Below are 14,947 nucleotides of genomic sequence, written 5' to 3'. Positions count from 1 at the left end.
TCTACTCAGTGCGCCAAGAAGAAGCAATGTTGGTGCCAAGCCATACCCCGTTGTTGGGCGCAATGTGGTGCCGGGCGCACTGTTTTCGGGCAAGAGAATTGCTTCATCTGAAATGCCCCTGCTTCTTGTCTGTCTCTTGCCCCAAGCGGGTGCGAGCAGCTTTCCCCCATGAGTTTTGACATCGACATCGGCCACGCGAGCCTCAGTGGCCCGCGCGAGCGCAACGAAGACTTCGCCGGCGTCATGCCGCCTCGCGCGCACGAAGAAAGCCAGGGCCTGGTGGCCGCCATCGCCGATGGCGTCTCGGCCGGCGGCGAGGGCCGCATGGCCGCGCAGACCACGGTGATGACCCTGCTGCAGGACTACTTCGCCGCCCCCCCCACCTGGCACACGACCGTCGTCTTCGACCGCATCGTCAGCGCGCAGAACGCCTGGCTGTCGGGCCACAACCAGCGGCGCAAGAGCGGTGCGGCGCTGACCACGCTGACGGCGCTGTCGCTGCGCGGCCAGACCTGGACGCTGGCCCACGTGGGCGACACGCGCGCCTATCTGATTCGCGGCGGCGACTGCCAGCAGCTCACGCACGACCACTGCATCGAGCACATCGACTTCAAGAGCGGCCTCACGCGCGCCATCGGGCTCGACGACTCGGTGCGGGTCGATTACGACCAGGGCGAGCTGCGCCCCGGCGACACCTTCGTGCTGCTCAGCGATGGCGTGCACGGCTGCCTGCCGCTCGCGCGCATCGCCGAGCTGGCGATGAATCCGCCCAACGCACAAGAAGCGAGCGACGCCCTGGTGCGCGCCGCACTGGCCGCGGGCACGCGCGACAACTGCACCGCCCTCGTGCTGCGCGTGAAGGGGCTCGCGCAGGCGCGCCTGCATGACGAGGTGCTGCGCAGCCGGCAACTGCCCATTCCGCCGCGCCTGAAGGTCGGCGACACGCTCGATGGCTTCACCGTCACCGCCCCCGTCGCCGACACCGCCGTGCACCTGCTCTACCAGGTGCGCGACCCCGTCACGCGCGAGCTGTGGGCCTTGAAGACGCTGCACCCCTCGCGCGCCAGCGACCCGGCCGAGCGCGCCATGCTCGCGCACGAGGCCTGGCTCGCCGGCCGGGTGAGCGAGCGCGCCGAACTCGGCTTCGTGCGGGTGCGCGAGCCCGTCGATCCCACCGCCTTCTACCTGCTCTATGCCTGGCACACCGGCCAGACCCTGGAGCAGCGCCTGGCCGACAAGTCGCGCCCCATCGCCGTGCGCGAGGTGCTCGATTGGGCTGTCGCCGCCGCCCGTGCGCTGGGCCAATTGCACCGCATGGGGGTGGTGCACCGCGACGTCAAGCCCGGCAACTTCCACCTCGGTGAAGACGGCAAGTTGCGCCTGCTCGACCTGGGCGTGGCGGTGTCGGGCAGCGAGCCCGCCGAGCACCGCAGCCTGCATGCCGGCACGCCCAGCTACATGAACCCCGAGCAGTGGGACGACGAACCGGTGGACCCCGGCAGCGACCTGTTCGCGCTGGGCGTCACGCTCTACCAGTTGCTCACCGGGCGCCTGCCTTTCGGCGAGATCGAGCCCTTCCAGTCGGCGCGCTATAAGCGCGACCCGGTGCCGCCCTCACGCGTGCGGCCCGACGTGCCGATCTGGCTCGACCACATCGTGCTCAAGGCCGTTGCGCGCGAGAAGAAACAACGCTTCGAGACCGCCGAAGAGCTGCTGCTCGCGCTCGAACGCGGGGCCTCGCGCCCCTTGCCGGCGGCCTCGGCGACCCCCTTGCTGGCCCGCACGCGCGGTGGGCTGTGGAAGGTGGCCCTGCTGGTGTCGCTGCTGATGAACGTCCTGCTGGTGTACTGGCTGCTGTTCCTGCCGAGGTAGCGGCGGCGACTCTTCGTGCGCCGACGTCACGCGCGATGCTGGCGCGCGGGGTCAAGTTCTGGTGCGCACCAAGTGCGCCAGCGCACCACATGGGCGCGCCGAATCACTGGCTTGGGGTGATTGGCCCTGGTGCAGGCCGGCACGGTTTTCGCTCATTACGCACTAATAACAACCATAGCGTTTCGACTGAGGACCTGAACCATGGCGGGCACCCGCAACTTCCTGGGCAACTTTTTGAAAGCCGGGCACAGCCCGACCCTGCTCGCGTCTTTCATCTACTTCGCTTACTGCTGCGGCGTCTGGGTGACCAACGGCGCGATGGCGCCCTTCATCAAAGAGTCGCTGCAACTGAGCTCGGCCCAGGTCGGCCTGATGCTGTCGGTGCCCATCTTCGCCGGCGCCATCATGCGTTTCCCGCTGGGCATCCTCGCCCAGTACATCGGCCGCAAGAGCGCCACGCTGGTCGAGATGGGCGGCATCGCCATCGCGCTGCTCTTCGGCTATTTCTTCGTCGACACCTTCAACGACCTGCTCGCGATGGGCGTGCTGCTGGGCATCGCCGGCGCGAGCTTCGGCGTGGCGCTGTCGCTCGGCTCGGGCTCGTTCCCGGCGCGCTACAAGGGGCTGGCCATGGGGCTGGTCGGTGCCGGCAACGTCGGCACCTCGGTCTCGGCCTTGCTCGCGCCGCAACTGGCCCAGGCCTACGGCTGGCAGACCGTCTACGGCCTGGCCGCGCTGGGGCTGATGTTCCCGGTGCTGGTGATGATCTTCCTCGCGCGCGAACCCGACGACGTGGACAAGCACGCGAACTTCCGCGAGCACATCGCCTGCCTGTTCGAGAAAGACGGCTGGGCCTTCTCGATCATCTACGCCATCACCTTCGGCGGCTTCATCGGCCTGACGACCTTCCTGCCCAGCTACTACTACGACCAGTTCGGTGTCAGCAAGGTGCAGGCGGGCCAGCTCACCATGCTGGCAGCCTTCATGGGCGCGGCGCTGCGCATCTTCGGCGGCTGGATCTCCGACCACTGGGGCGGCATCAACACGCTGACCACCGTGCTCATCATCATCAGCGTCACGCTCATGCTGTGCGGGCTGGCCGGCGACTCGCTGGTGCTGACCACCTTGCTTCTGATGCTGTGCTTTGCCGCGCTGGGCGCTGGCAACGGGGCGCTGTTCCAACTGGTGCCACTGCGCTGGCCGATGACCACCGCGGTGGCCGGTTCGATGATTGGCGAGATCGGTGCCTTGGGCGGCGGCCTCGTGCCCAACGCGATGGGCCTGTCGCGTCAGTACACCGGCACCTACTTCTGGGGCTTCGCGCTCTTCGCGGTGCTCTCGCTGCTGGTGCTTTTCATGATGCGCGTCATGCAAATCCGCTGGACGCGAACCTGGGCCGAACGAGGCGGCCGCGCACGCGCCGCGCCGATGCCGGCCTGAGGCTTCGACGCCCGACCTGCGGGTGCCCCGCAGGTCGAGCCCCATTCTTGCTTTGAACACGCGCTGCGCCTCGTCACTGGCGCCGCCGACGTGCGAAGCCGCAGGCCCTGACCGCGCACCGCACGGCTCGACCATCAAAAACCACTGAGGACCACCCATGGCGTCAGCCAAAGACTTTCTGAAATCCGGACATCCACCCACGCTGTTCGCGTCCTTCCTGTACTTCGACTTCTGTTTCGCCATCTGGGTGCTCAATGGCGCGATGGCGCCGTTCATCAGCGAGACCTACAACCTCACGGCCGCACAAAAAGGGTTCATGGTGTCGGTGCCCATCCTGGCGGGCGCGCTGATGCGCTTTCCGCTCGGCGTGTTGGCGCAGTACATCGGCCGCAAGAACGCGGCGATGGTCGAGATGGGCCTGATCGTCGCGGCGCTGGCCGGCGGTTACTACTTCGTCAACTCGTACGACCACGTGCTCGCCATGGGCGTGCTGCTGGGTATTGCCGGCGCGAGCTTCGGCGTGGCTTTGTCGCTGGGCTCGGGCTGGTTCCCGCCCAAGTACAAGGGCCTGGCGATGGGCATCGCCGGTGCCGGCAACAGCGGCACCGTGCTCGCGGTGCTGTTCGCGCCGCCGCTGGCCACCGCCTACGGCTGGCAAACGGTGTACGGCCTGGCCGCGCTGTCGATGTGCCTGCCGCTCGCGGTGATGTGGTTCATGGCCAAAGAGCCGCCCGACATCGAGCACCAGACCTTCCGTGAACACATCGCCTGCCTGTTCGAGAAAGACGGCTGGGTGTTCAGCCTGATCTACGTCATCACCTTCGGTGGTTTCATCGGCCTGGCGAGCTTCCTGCCTACCTACTTCTACGACCAGTTCAAGGTCACCAAGATCGAAGCAGGCCAACTCACGATGCTGGCCACGCTGATGGGCTCGGCGGTGCGGGTGCTGGGTGGCTATGTGTCCGACAAGATCGGCGGCGTGAACACCCTCACCGGCGTGCTGGTGGTGGTGGCGCTCTCGCTGGTGCTGTGCGGCATGTCGTCCACCAGCGTGGCGCTGACCACGCTGCTCTTCATGCTGTGCTTCGCGGCGCTGGGTGCCGGCAACGGGGCGCTCTTCCAGCTGGTGCCGCTGCGCTGGCCGCTGACCACCGCGGTGGCCGGTTCGATGATCGGCGAGATCGGCGCGCTGGGCGGCAGCTTCGTGCCGAACGCGATGGGCCAGTCCAAGCAACTGACCGACACCTACCTGTGGGGCTTCGTCGCCTTCGCGGCCTGCACGCTGGTGGTGTTGGTGGTCCTGCAGATCGTCCAGATCCGCTGGACGCGCACCTGGGCCGAGAAGGGTGGCCGCGCCCGCGTGGTGCCGCAAGGCACCTGAGTCTCTTGCTTCTGCGCTGGGCGGGGGGCTCGATCTGATGAGGGTCGTCCGCTCACTGCTCGCCCGCATGCCCGCTTCCGGTTCGTTCGCGCGACGTATTCACACCCTGTGACCGAGGGGGTGAGCGCGGGCCCCCGGAAGCGCTCGCTATGATGACCTAGGGGTATTCCTGATCCCCCTGGCGGTGCATAAAGCCCCGCATTGACATGCGCGCCCGGGTTCGGCCGGCGCTGACGCACGCTGGCATCGAGTGAGCGAATGACGGAATCGAATCAACGGGTCTTGGTAGAACGCTTCGAGCAGGCGAGGGCGCTGTCGGCCTCGTTGCAGCTCGCGCCTGGCGTTTGGGGCGGCGTGTTGTCGTGTGTGCTCGACCGTGTCGAGGGCGCCTGGGCGGTGAAAGACCTCGCCTCGGGCCGCTACGTCTGGGCTTCGCCCCGCATGACCCTGCTGTCGGGCCGAGCCGACCTCGAAGGCCTGACCGACGACGACTGGCTGCCCTCCGAGGCCGGTGCGGCCTTGCGTGCGGCCGACCAGTCCGCCGGGGTGCAGACGGTCGCGCAGGTCAGTGAACATCGCATCGAGAGCGACGGCCAACGCCGCGAGTTCAGCGTCACGCGCGTGCCGCTGGCCTCGGCCGAAGGCGGCCCGGCGCGTTACCTCGCCTGCGTGTGGGTCGAGCTCACCGCCCAGCGGCAAGCCGACGCCCAGTTGCAGACCGCGCTGCACCAGCTCGAACAACAGCAGCAGACCATCGAAGCGCTGCGCAAGGAGTCGCAAGACCCGAGCGTGCACGACCGGGTCACCGGCCTGTACCAGCGCAGCCAGTTCGACGACCAGTTGCGCCGCGAGGTGGACCTGTCGTTGCGCGAGCACCGCGAGTTCTCGCTGGTGTCGGTGGCGCTCGACCCGCTCAGCGAATCGACCCAATCGCAGGGTTCAGAGGCGCGCCAGCGCGTGCTCGAATCGCTGGGTCGCCTTTTGCGCAGCAACACCCGCGCGATGGACTCGTCATGCCGCCGCGACGAAGACGTGTTCGCCGTGCTGCTGTCGGGCGTCGGTCTGGCCACCGCGCATGCGCGCATGGAAGGCCTGCGCCGCCAGTGCGCCACGCAGATCGTCATGCTCAATGGCAACGACCTCGGCTTCACGGTGTCGATGGGTGTGGCGAGCTTCCCCCACACGGCGCACTCGCAAGAAGAGCTGCTGCAGGCCGCCGACGCGGCGCTCGCCGAGGCCCAGCGCCGCGGCGGCAACCACGTCACGCTGGCGAGCATCCGCTTTGACGGCGCCTGAGGGCGGCCGCGCGTTCAGGCCGTCACCGCCACGCCCGGCGCGTACTGCTTCAAGAATTCGGCGCTCGGCGCGATCAGCTTGATCACGTCGATCAGCACGCCGTTCGGGTCGCGCGTGATGAAGTGACGCTGACCGAAGGCCTCGTCGCGCAGGCTCAGCAAGACCGGCAGGCCTGCGCGCTGCAGCCGCTCGTATTCGGCGTCCACGTCGTCCACCTCGAAGTTCAGCAGCAGGCCGGCGACCGGCTGGCGTCCTGGCGCGGGGATGGTCTCGTGGTCCGCCTGCACCACCGCGAGGTTCACGTCCGGGTTCTCTGTCGATTGCAGGTGCACGTACCAGTCGCTGTCGAACAAGGGCTTGAAACCGAAGTGCTGCGCGTAGAAGCGGGCGGTGAGCGCCACGTCGTTTGACATCAGCACGGGATAGGACTGCTTGCATTTCATGAGGGGGCTCCGGTTCATACATACAATGTGTATGTAATTCCATAATACATACAGTCTGCATGTATGCCAATCGCCCCAAAAACATCCCCACGCACGCATCAGGAACGCAGCGACGCGACGCGCGCCGCGCTCGTGGCGGCGGCCCGGCCGCTTTTCGTCGCCAAGGGCTATGCCGAGACCAGCACGCCCGAGCTGGTGGCCGCCGCGCAGGTCACCCGGGGCGCGCTGTACCACCACTTTGCCGACAAGGCCGAGCTGTTCTTCGCGGTGGCGCGGCAGGCGGCCGGTGAAGTCGCCACGGCCATCGCGGCGGGCTCGAAAGGCCGGCTGGCGCCGCATGAGGCCCTGGAGCGTGGCGCCCACGCGTACTTCGCCGCGATGGCCGAAGGCGGCCGCGCGCGCCTGCTCTTGCTGGATGCCCCGGCCGTGCTTTCGCGCGCGCAGCTGCGCGAACTGGCCGAAGCCGCTGGCGAAACCGAGTTGCGCGAAGGCCTGCGCGAAGCGCTCCGTGAGCCGGCCGACGGCCCGACGCTGGAGGCCCTCACGCGCCTGCTCTCGGCCGCGTTCGACGCGGCGGCCCTGGCCATTGCGCAGGGCGAGCCGGCCGTGCGCTACAAGAAGGCGATCCGCCTCTTGATCGACGGCCTGCTGGGGTGAACGCCCCCTCAGGCGCTCAAAGGCTCAGGCCCTTGTAGAGCATGTAGGCCGCCAGCACGTACAGCACGAGCGCGAAGGCCTTCTTCAACTGCTTCACGTCGAGACGGTGCGCGGTGCGTGCCCCGAGCGGCGCGGTCAGCACGCTGGCCATGGCGATCACCACCAGCGCCGGCACGTAGATGAAACCCAGCGTGCCCGACGGCATGCCTTCGAGCGACCAGCCCGCGTAGATGTAGCCCAACGTGCCCGCCAGTGCGATCGGAAAGCCCAGCGCCGCCGACGTGGCCACCGCGTTGTGGATCTTCACGTTGCACCAGGTCATGAACGGCACCGAGATGAAGCCACCGCCCGCACCGACCAGGGCCGACAGCACGCCGATCACGCCGCCCGCGCCGAACATGCCCAGCGCCCCCGGCAGTTCGCGCGTGGGCTTGGGCTTCTTGTCGAGGAACATCTGCGTCGCCGAAAACGCGACGAACACCGCGAACACCAGCGCCAGCCCGCGCGAGGGCAGGGCCTTGGCGATTTGCGCGCCGAGCAGCGAGCCAAACACGATGCCCGGCGCCAGCACGCGGGCGATGTCCCAGCGCACCGCGCCGCGCGCGTGGTGCGCACGCACCGACGAGACCGAGGTGAAGCAGATCGTGGCCAGCGAGGTCGCCACCGCGATCTTCACGATGTAGTCGGCCGGAAAGCCCTTCATGCCGAGGATCAGCGTCATGAACGGCACCATCAGCATGCCGCCGCCGATGCCCAGCAGGCCCGCGAGAAAACCGGTGAAGGCGCCCAGCACCAACAACTCGGCGATGAGCTGCATGCTCATGCCGGACAGCAGATCGGCCATCGTCAACTTTCGAGAAGATCGAGCACGGCGCGCCACTCGTCGGGTGTCACCGGCGTGATCGAGAGGCGGTTGCCCGGCTTGAGCACCTGCATGGTCGCAAGCGAAGGGGCGGCGCGCATGTCCTTCAGCGACAAGAGCCGGGTCTTGCGGTCGAGCTGCACGTCCACGTGCAGCCAGCGCGGCGCGTCGGGCGAGGCCTTGGGGTCGTGGTACTTGCTCGACGGGTCGAACTGCGTGGCGTCGGCGTAGGCGGTGCTCGCCACCCGCGCGAGGCCGGCGATGCCCGGTTCGGGGCAAGACGAGTGATAGAACAGCACACCGTCGCCCACGCGCATGGCATCGCGCATGAAGTTGCGTGCCTGGTAGTTGCGCACGCCGACCCAGGGGACGGTCTGTTTCGCGGCCGCGGCCAAGTCATCGATCGAACACTCATCCGGCTCGCTCTTCATGAGCCAAAACTGTTCGACCATGGCAATGGAAGCTGAAAGAAAGAGGGTGTCCGCCGCGAACCGGGAGCCGCATTCCTGAACCCAAGCGGATTCAGGTGGGCGAGGTCAGCCGGGCTTCGGGTTCATCTGACGCGAGACGATCACACCTACCGGGCGATGTTCCAAGCCCTGGCTCTTACGAGCATCGGTTCAAGGAAATATAGGACTCACGCGAACGCAACGGACGAAGCCATTCTATGCGTCGGTCTCTTGCACAAACAAGTCAGTAGGCCGTGCAGAAACGTAGGAAAAGACGCTTGACTTCGGCCCACTCGTGGGCATTGCCGGCGCCTCGCCGGCGTACGACTTTTTGCTTCGCTCAGAGCAAGCGGCCGTCGGCGCCCAGGGCCTGATCCACGCGGCGGATCAGCGCGTCGATGTCCACGTCGTCGTTGTCCGTGCCTTCGCTCGCTGCGCGGGCGACGACCGGCGGCGGCAGCGGACGTTCGGCGAGCGAGTACGCGAGGTTCAGCGCCGCCAGCACCGCGATGCGCTCACGGGCCTTGACGCGCCCGGCATCGCGGATGGCGCTCATCTCGCGGTCCACATTGCCCACGGCTTCGAGCAGCGAGGTCTCGCCGCCTTCGGGGCAGCCGAGGATGTAGCTCTGCCCCATGATCGTCACTTCCATCTGCTTCATGGTCATGGCGTGGGGGCTCCGGTGTTGTCGGCGGCGGTGGTTTCGGTGGGCAGGCGCTGCAGCAGCGCATCGATGCGGCCGCGCGCGGCGTTCAGGCGCGACTTGAGGTTGTCACGCTCTTGCGTCAGCGTGCCGACCTGCTGTTCGAGCAGTTCGTTGGTGCGCTTGAGCTCCTCGTGCCGAAGCAGCAGGCGCTCCACGCGCTCGGCAAGTTCTTGGATCTTCGACATGGCGGGCCGGGACTCCACAGAGTAGGCGCAGACGGTGGGCGCGAGGGCGCGCGAACAGGTGGGCCGATTGTAGGCGTCGCCCTGCGGCTGCTTACAATCCCACGCGTTGGTGCTCGTGCCGGTGTTCACGCCGGCGCAGTTAAACGGGAAGCAGAGGTGTCCCATCCGCCACGGATGTCTCACCCACCTGCGCTGCCCCCGCAACGGTAAGCGGACGAAAGCTGCGTCGTCGCCCTCGGTGACATGCTTTCAGCTCGTGTGCTCAAGCCACTGGTGTCTTCGGATGCTGGGAAGGTCGCACGGGTCGTTCCGCCAGCCCGGATACCGGCCAACGTTTGGGGTGCGCGGCTCGCTGCGCACCAATGGGTGCGGGCCTGCGGGGAAGCAGGCTGGCACGTTCAAATGAAACCTTCATCGTGAGCATCTCTCTTGCCGCGGGCCGCGCGCCCCGGTTCATTGCGCGACCCTGCGTGGTCGCCGGACTTTCCCTTTTCTCTTTCCTGCACGGCGCCGCGATGGCGCAAAGCCAGCTGCCCCCCGTGGTGGTGACGGCGACGCGCTTTCCCGAGGACGCAGACAAGCTCAGCTTCGGTGTCAGCGTGATCACGGCGGACGAAATCCGCGCCTCCGGGGCCGCGACGGTCAACGAGGCCCTGATGAAACTCGCCGGCGTGCAGGGCCGTGTGGACCTGTACGGCGGCGGCGACTACTCGCTCGACCTGCGCGGCTTCGGCAGCACCGCGGGCAGCAACCAGGCGATCGTGGTCGATGGCATCAAGATCAACGAAGGCGACCTGGGCGGAACGCGCCTGGCCGGCATCCCCATCGACTCGGTGGATCGCATCGAGGTGATTCGCGGCAACAGCGCCGTGCTCTACGGCGAGGGCGCCACGGGCGGGGCGATCGTCATCACCACCAAGGCCGGCCGGGGCAAGGCGCGCCAGAGCAGCGCCCAGACCTACGTGGCGCTCGGCAGCCACAACCTGCTCGACGGCCGCGCCACGGCCACGCTGGCGCTGGGTGACGTCAGCCTCGATGCGTCGCTCAACATGCGCAGCACCGACAACCACCGCGACAACTTCCACTCCGAGGTCGAGGGCGCGTCGCTCACCGCCCAGTGGCGCACCGATGCGCTGCGCGTGGGCCTTCGCCATGCCCACGACAAGCTCGACACGGGCCTGCCGGGTTCGCTGACCGCCCTGCAGTACGCGCAGAACCCGCGCCAGACCAACACGCCGACCAACCACGCGTCCATCGCCAACACGCGCTACGGTGCATTCGGCGAACTGGACCTGGGAGCGTGGCAACTCGCGTTCGACGCCGGTTGGCGCGACAAGAACCTGCAGAACCTGTCGAGCGGCTACGCCTACGAGATCGACGCCACCAACCAGTCGCTGCGGGCCCGCAACACGGCGCGGTTCGGTGCCTTCACCAACGCGGCGGTGATCGGCTTCGACCACGCCGAATGGGGGCGCGACGTGGCCGGCGCCTTCGGATCCTTGTCGAACCAGCGCACCCGCGCCTGGTTCGCCAAGGACGACCTGACGCTGCCCAGCGGCACGCGCCTCAACGCAGGGCTGCGCTCCGAGCACATCGACAAGCGCAGCACCGACGCGCCCGCCGCCAGCATCGACCGCACGATGCACGCCTGGGAACTCGGCGCCCTGCAACCCCTGGGCGCGAGCGCGTCGGTGTTTGCGCGCGTGGGTCGCAGCTTCCGCCTGCCCAACGTGGACGAGATCGGCTTCACGCCCTTCGGCAACGCGCTGCGCCCGCAGACCTCGCGTGACATCGAGGGCGGCGCACGCTGGCGCGAGGCGGGCTCGCGCGCTGAACTGCGGGTCTATCGCAGCGTGCTCACCGACGAGATCGCCTACGACGCCACCGCGCCCAACACCTTCGGCTTCGGCGCGAACGTGAACCTCGACCCGACGCGCCGCCAGGGTGTCGAGCTCGAAGTGGCGCACGCGCTTCAGCCCGCGATCAACCTGCGCCTGACCGCCGCCCATCGACAAGCCCGCTTCACCGCCGGCGCGAACGACGGGCGCAGCGTGCCCCTGGTGCCGCGGCGCAGCTTGTCGTTGCAGGCCGACTGGTCGCCGGCGGACGCGCACCGCTTCGACGCCATCTGGCGCGCGCTGTCGTCGCAGCACCCCGACGCGGCCAACGCCTGCCGCATGCCGGGCCACGCCACGCTCGACCTGCGCTATGTGTGGCGGCAGCCGAACCTCGAGATCGGCTTTGGCGTTGCCAACGTGGCCGATCGCAAGCACTACACGCTGGCCTTCCGCTGCGTGTCGGGCTCGCCGAGTTCGATCTACCCCGAAGACGGCCGAGCGCTCAACCTGTCCGTTCGCGCGAGCTTCTGAGGCAGGGCCGGGTGATGCAGCAGCAGGTTGAACTCATCCTCGGCGGCCAGCGCAGCGGCAAGTCGCGTTGCGCCGAACAGCGCGCGGCGGCGTGGCTCGCGCCGAGCGAGCACACGGCCGTGCTGCTGGCCACCGCCACGCCCGGTGACGACGAGATGCGCGAGCGCATCGCCCGTCACCGGGCCGACCGTGCCTGGCGCGTGCCCCGGCTGGCGACGGACGAGGTGCCGCGCGAGCTGGCCCGCGCCGTCAGGCAGCACAGCAGCGCGCAGCAGATGGTGGTGATCGACTGCCTGACGCTGTGGCTCACCAACCTGCTGATGCCGATGCAGGGCCCAGCGGTCTCGGCCGCCGACCTGTCGGCGCACATCGACGGCCTGTGCGACGCCTTACGCGCCGCACCGGGCCCGGTGGTGTGCGTGTCCAACGAAATCGGCCTCGGCCTGTCGCCGCTCACCCGCGAGGCGCGCCGATTCGTCGATGAACTCGGCCGGCTGCACCAGGCCGTCGCGGCCTGCAGCACGCAGGTCACGCTGATGGTGGCCGGCCTCGAACTGGCGGTGAAACGATGAACGCGTTCTGGCGATGCCTCGCCGCGGTGGGGTGGGCGTGCGTGGCCGCGGCCGTGGCGCGGGCCGCGCCCGTGACGGTGCCCGACCACCGGGGCCACACGCTCACGCTGGCGGCCCCGCCGCAGCGCATCGTGTCGCTGCTGCCGTCGCTGACCGAGGGCGTGTGTGCGCTGGGTGCCTGCGCCCGGCTCGTCGGCACCGACCGCTTTTCGAACTGGCCTGCCGAGGTGAAGGCCCTGCCCAAGCTGGGTGGGCTCGAAGACGCGCAGGTCGAACGCATCGTGGCACTCAAGCCCGACGTGGTGCTGGCCGCGCCGTCGGCCCGTGTGATCGACCGGCTCGAAGGGCTGGGCCTCAAGGTGCTGGTGATCGACTCGAACTCGCACGCACAGGTGCGCCAGGCCCTGGGGACGCTGGCCCTGCTGCTGGGCACGCCGCAGCAGGGCGCGCAGCTGTGGGCCCGCATCGAGCGCGACATCGCCGAGGCCGCGCGCCAGGCGCCGGCCGCGCTGCGCGGCCAGCGGGTGTACTTCGAGGTGGACGCCTCGCCCTACGCGGCCGGGGCCAGCTCGTTTCTCGGCGAGACGCTGATCCGCCTGGGCCTGGGCAACATCGCTGCGCCCGAGATGGGCCCGTTTCCGCGCCTCAACCCTGAGTTCGTCGTGCGGGCCCAGCCCGACGTGGTGATGGCCGCGCGGCGCAACCTCGACGGCATGCCGCAGCGCCCCGGCTGGGCGTCGCTCAAGGCGTTGAAGGCCGGCCGCACCTGTGGCTTCGACAACGAGCGCTACGAACTGCTGACGCGCCCCGGCCCCCGCCTGGGCGAGGCGGCGTTGGCGCTTCTGGGCTGCCTGCAATCGCTCGACAAACCCCCGCCGGACAAGCGTCACTGATGGCTGCCCCACGCACGATCCCGCCCACGACCCACGACCGGCATGCCCGCCGCCGCCTCGCCCTCGGGCTGGCGGTCGTGTCGCTGCTGCTGATGGCGGCGGGGCTGGCCGCTGGCAGCGAGGGCTGGTCGCCGGCCTTGTTGATGCAGACCCTGCAAGGCCCCGACGCCGCGCTGATCGTCGGCGAGATCCGCCTGCCTCGCACCCTGGGTGCATGGCTGACCGGCGCGCTGCTGGGGCTGGCGGGCGGCCTGGCGCAAGGGCTGTTCCGCAACCCGCTGGCCGACCCGTATCTGCTGGGCTCGGCCTCGGGCGCGTCGCTCGGGGTCGTGCTGGTGCTGGCCGGCTCTGCGATGGGCGGCGCGTCGCTCAGCCTCGCGACGGCGGGCTTCTTGTCGCGCATGGGGCTGGTCGGTGCGGCCTTCGTCGGCTCGGTGGTCGGTGTGACCCTCACGCTCAGCCTCGCGCGCGGCGCGCAGCACACGGCGCGGCTGCTGCTGGCCGGCGTCGTGGTCGGTGTCGTGCTCTCGGCGGCCAGCGACATGGTGACGACGATTTCGCCCGATGCGCTGCGCGGCAAGCAGGCCTTCATGCTGGGTTTCACCGGCTTTCTGGGCTGGGAAAGCTGCGCCGTGCTGGCCGTGGGCCTGGTGCTGTCGCTGCCGCTGGCCTGGCGGCTGTCGCGCGCGCTCGATGCGCTGACGCTGGGTGAAGACAGCGCGCGCAGCCTCGGCCTGGCCTTGTCGCGCATCCGCATCGCGCTGGTCGGCGCGCTCGCGCTGGCCACGGCGCTGGCGGTGTCGCAGGCGGGGCTGGTGGCCTTCGTGGGCCTGGTTGCACCGCACTTGGTGCGGCGCTTTGCGCCATCGGCCCACGGCTACCTGCTGGTGGCCAGCGCGGCCATGGGCGGGGCGCTGCTGCTGGCGGCCGATGTGTTTGCGCGCAGCCTCACCGCGCCGCAAGAACTGCCGGTGGGCGTGCTCACCGCCACGCTGGGTGGCGGCTATCTGCTGTGGCTCTTGCATCGACGGAGGGCGGGATGACCGCACCCCAGTTGACCGCACACGGCCTGCAGGTCGTGCTGGGCGAGCAGCCCGTGCTGCACGGGGTGGACCTGTCGGTGCGCCCGGGCTGGACAGCGATCGTCGGCCCCAACGGCGCCGGCAAATCGACACTGCTGCGCGCACTCGCCGGCCTGCAGCCCCTGAACGCCGGCCGCTTGACGCTTGACGGCTCGTCGCTCGACACGCTGCCCGTGCGTGAACGCGCACGGCGCATTGCCTGGCTCGCGCAGCAGTCAGAGGCCAGTGGCGAGCTCACCGTGCGCGACGTGGTGCGCCTCGGCCGGCTGCCCCACCTGGGCCTGTTTGCAGCGCCCGGCCCGCTCGACGAAGCGGTGGTGCAGCAGGCCATGGCCGCGACCGAATGCGAAGCCTGGGCCGACCGCCACCTGCACGAGCTGTCGGGTGGCGAACGCCAGCGGGCGTTGCTCGCGCGCGCACTCGCGGTGCAGGCCCCGTTGCTGTTGCTCGACGAGCCCACCACCCACCTCGACCCGCCGCACCAGGTGGCGCTGGTGCGCCTGCTGCAAACGCTGGCGCGCGATGGTCACACCGTGCTCAGCGTGCTGCACGACTTGCCCTTGGCCCTGCGCGCCGACCGGCTGGTGGTGATGCGTGCCGGGCGCATTTGCGCCGAAGGCCCGCGCGACGACCCGGCGCTGCACGCCGCGCTGGTCGATGTGTTCGGCGGAGCCATCCGCATCGAGCGCGTCGGCGGGCAATGGCTGGCCGTGCCGCATTTGTGATGCCGAGGGCCCGCT

15 protein-coding genes, 1 other RNA gene and 1 riboswitch are annotated in these 14,947 nt (G+C 69.1%); of the genes, 10 read left to right on the top strand and 6 right to left on the bottom strand.

What is annotated here, in order from left to right:
• The first annotated feature begins 168 nt into the window (after window positions 1–168).
• The 4 genes from AC1KAT_RS08760 (at window position 169) to AC1KAT_RS08745 (ending at window position 5,989) form a co-directional block, all read left to right on the top strand.
• Window positions 169–1,872 carry a bifunctional protein-serine/threonine kinase/phosphatase gene (locus AC1KAT_RS08760; RefSeq protein WP_480324869.1) on the top strand — a complete coding sequence of 568 codons (1,704 nt, stop codon included), beginning with the start codon at window positions 169–171 and terminating at the stop codon, window positions 1,870–1,872.
• Between the two features lie 201 nt (window positions 1,873–2,073).
• On the top strand, window positions 2,074–3,312 hold the full coding sequence (locus AC1KAT_RS08755) for an MFS transporter (RefSeq protein WP_480324867.1): 1,239 nt from the start codon (window positions 2,074–2,076) through the stop codon (window positions 3,310–3,312).
• 157 nt (window positions 3,313–3,469) lie between these two features.
• Window positions 3,470–4,693, top strand: a complete 1,224-nt coding sequence (locus AC1KAT_RS08750; protein WP_480324865.1) for an MFS transporter — start codon at window positions 3,470–3,472, stop codon at window positions 4,691–4,693.
• Window positions 4,694–4,975: 282 nt separating this feature from the next.
• Complete coding sequence (locus tag AC1KAT_RS08745) at window positions 4,976–5,989, top strand: GGDEF domain-containing protein (protein WP_480324863.1); 1,014 nt, start codon at window positions 4,976–4,978, stop codon at window positions 5,987–5,989.
• Window positions 5,990–6,003: 14 nt separating this feature from the next.
• Here AC1KAT_RS08745 and AC1KAT_RS08740 read toward each other — a convergent pair whose 3' ends face one another.
• Window positions 6,004–6,432, bottom strand: coding sequence for a VOC family protein (locus tag AC1KAT_RS08740; RefSeq protein WP_480324861.1), 429 nt, complete (start codon window positions 6,430–6,432; stop codon window positions 6,004–6,006).
• A gap of 63 nt (window positions 6,433–6,495) precedes the next feature.
• Here AC1KAT_RS08740 and AC1KAT_RS08735 point away from each other — a divergent pair, with 63 nt between their 5' ends.
• Window positions 6,496–7,089 (top strand): TetR/AcrR family transcriptional regulator, encoded by a 594-nt coding sequence (locus tag AC1KAT_RS08735; RefSeq protein ID WP_480324859.1) that lies wholly within the window; start codon window positions 6,496–6,498, stop codon window positions 7,087–7,089.
• 16 nt (window positions 7,090–7,105) lie between these two features.
• Here AC1KAT_RS08735 and AC1KAT_RS08730 read toward each other — a convergent pair whose 3' ends face one another.
• The 5 genes from AC1KAT_RS08730 to zapB form a co-directional block, all read right to left on the bottom strand.
• Window positions 7,106–7,933: a sulfite exporter TauE/SafE family protein gene (locus tag AC1KAT_RS08730; RefSeq protein WP_480324858.1), complete on the bottom strand. Its 828-nt coding sequence runs from the start codon at window positions 7,931–7,933 to the stop codon at window positions 7,106–7,108.
• Between the two features lie 2 nt (window positions 7,934–7,935).
• Window positions 7,936–8,403, bottom strand: a complete 468-nt coding sequence (locus AC1KAT_RS08725) for an EVE domain-containing protein (protein WP_480324856.1) — start codon at window positions 8,401–8,403, stop codon at window positions 7,936–7,938.
• A 24-nt stretch (window positions 8,404–8,427) separates the two neighbouring features.
• Window positions 8,428–8,609: non-coding RNA, 6S RNA (gene ssrS, locus AC1KAT_RS08720), on the bottom strand.
• Window positions 8,610–8,740: 131 nt separating this feature from the next.
• Window positions 8,741–9,061, bottom strand: a complete 321-nt coding sequence (locus AC1KAT_RS08715; RefSeq protein ID WP_480326519.1) for a cell division protein ZapA — start codon at window positions 9,059–9,061, stop codon at window positions 8,741–8,743.
• 2 nt (window positions 9,062–9,063) lie between these two features.
• On the bottom strand, window positions 9,064–9,291 hold the full coding sequence (gene zapB, locus AC1KAT_RS08710) for a cell division protein ZapB (RefSeq protein ID WP_480324854.1): 228 nt from the start codon (window positions 9,289–9,291) through the stop codon (window positions 9,064–9,066).
• Window positions 9,292–9,381: 90 nt separating this feature from the next.
• Window positions 9,382–9,638, top strand: a riboswitch (cobalamin riboswitch).
• A 168-nt stretch (window positions 9,639–9,806) separates the two neighbouring features.
• Between zapB and AC1KAT_RS08705 the strand changes: the two genes are divergently transcribed.
• The 5 genes from AC1KAT_RS08705 to AC1KAT_RS08685 are packed head-to-tail and all read left to right on the top strand — an operon-like array spanning window position 9,807 to window position 14,932.
• Window positions 9,807–11,660: a TonB-dependent receptor gene (locus AC1KAT_RS08705; protein WP_480324852.1), complete on the top strand. Its 1,854-nt coding sequence runs from the start codon at window positions 9,807–9,809 to the stop codon at window positions 11,658–11,660.
• A 14-nt stretch (window positions 11,661–11,674) separates the two neighbouring features.
• Entirely contained in the window at window positions 11,675–12,232 is a 558-nt protein-coding gene (locus tag AC1KAT_RS08700; protein WP_480324850.1) for a bifunctional adenosylcobinamide kinase/adenosylcobinamide-phosphate guanylyltransferase, read from the top strand.
• On the top strand, window positions 12,229–13,125 hold the full coding sequence (locus tag AC1KAT_RS08695; protein WP_480324848.1) for an ABC transporter substrate-binding protein: 897 nt from the start codon (window positions 12,229–12,231) through the stop codon (window positions 13,123–13,125). The genes AC1KAT_RS08700 and AC1KAT_RS08695 overlap by 4 nt, the downstream gene beginning before the upstream one ends.
• Window positions 13,125–14,168, top strand: coding sequence for a FecCD family ABC transporter permease (locus tag AC1KAT_RS08690; protein WP_480324846.1), 1,044 nt, complete (start codon window positions 13,125–13,127; stop codon window positions 14,166–14,168). Before AC1KAT_RS08695 ends, AC1KAT_RS08690 begins: the two co-directional genes overlap by 1 nt.
• The gene (locus AC1KAT_RS08685) at window positions 14,165–14,932 is read left to right on the top strand and encodes an ABC transporter ATP-binding protein (RefSeq protein ID WP_480324844.1); all 768 of its coding nucleotides are present in this window, start codon (window positions 14,165–14,167) and stop codon (window positions 14,930–14,932) included. The genes AC1KAT_RS08690 and AC1KAT_RS08685 overlap by 4 nt, the downstream gene beginning before the upstream one ends.
• Window positions 14,933–14,947 lie beyond the last annotated feature (15 nt).

Source organism: Piscinibacter sp. PDB5-1, assembly GCF_056676035.1.
This window is presented reverse-complemented; position numbering and strand designations above follow the sequence as displayed.

Excerpts from the sequence above, each read along its gene's own strand:
- AC1KAT_RS08725 (WP_480324856.1), bottom strand. The coding sequence starts at position 8,403 with ATGGTCGAACAGTTTTGGCTCATGAAGAGCGAGCCGGATGAGTGTTCG.
- AC1KAT_RS08705 (WP_480324852.1), top strand. The coding sequence starts at position 9,807 with ATGGCGCAAAGCCAGCTGCCCCCCGTGGTGGTGACGGCGACGCGCTTT.
- zapB (WP_480324854.1), bottom strand. The coding sequence starts at position 9,291 with ATGTCGAAGATCCAAGAACTTGCCGAGCGCGTGGAGCGCCTGCTGCTT.
- AC1KAT_RS08760 (WP_480324869.1), top strand. The coding sequence starts at position 169 with ATGAGTTTTGACATCGACATCGGCCACGCGAGCCTCAGTGGCCCGCGC.
- AC1KAT_RS08715 (WP_480326519.1), bottom strand. The coding sequence starts at position 9,061 with ATGAAGCAGATGGAAGTGACGATCATGGGGCAGAGCTACATCCTCGGC.
- AC1KAT_RS08685 (WP_480324844.1), top strand. The coding sequence starts at position 14,165 with ATGACCGCACCCCAGTTGACCGCACACGGCCTGCAGGTCGTGCTGGGC.
- AC1KAT_RS08690 (WP_480324846.1), top strand. The coding sequence starts at position 13,125 with ATGGCTGCCCCACGCACGATCCCGCCCACGACCCACGACCGGCATGCC.
- AC1KAT_RS08730 (WP_480324858.1), bottom strand. The coding sequence starts at position 7,933 with ATGGCCGATCTGCTGTCCGGCATGAGCATGCAGCTCATCGCCGAGTTG.
- AC1KAT_RS08700 (WP_480324850.1), top strand. The coding sequence starts at position 11,675 with ATGCAGCAGCAGGTTGAACTCATCCTCGGCGGCCAGCGCAGCGGCAAG.
- AC1KAT_RS08735 (WP_480324859.1), top strand. The coding sequence starts at position 6,496 with ATGCCAATCGCCCCAAAAACATCCCCACGCACGCATCAGGAACGCAGC.
- AC1KAT_RS08750 (WP_480324865.1), top strand. The coding sequence starts at position 3,470 with ATGGCGTCAGCCAAAGACTTTCTGAAATCCGGACATCCACCCACGCTG.
- AC1KAT_RS08740 (WP_480324861.1), bottom strand. The coding sequence starts at position 6,432 with ATGAAATGCAAGCAGTCCTATCCCGTGCTGATGTCAAACGACGTGGCG.
- AC1KAT_RS08695 (WP_480324848.1), top strand. The coding sequence starts at position 12,229 with ATGAACGCGTTCTGGCGATGCCTCGCCGCGGTGGGGTGGGCGTGCGTG.
- AC1KAT_RS08755 (WP_480324867.1), top strand. The coding sequence starts at position 2,074 with ATGGCGGGCACCCGCAACTTCCTGGGCAACTTTTTGAAAGCCGGGCAC.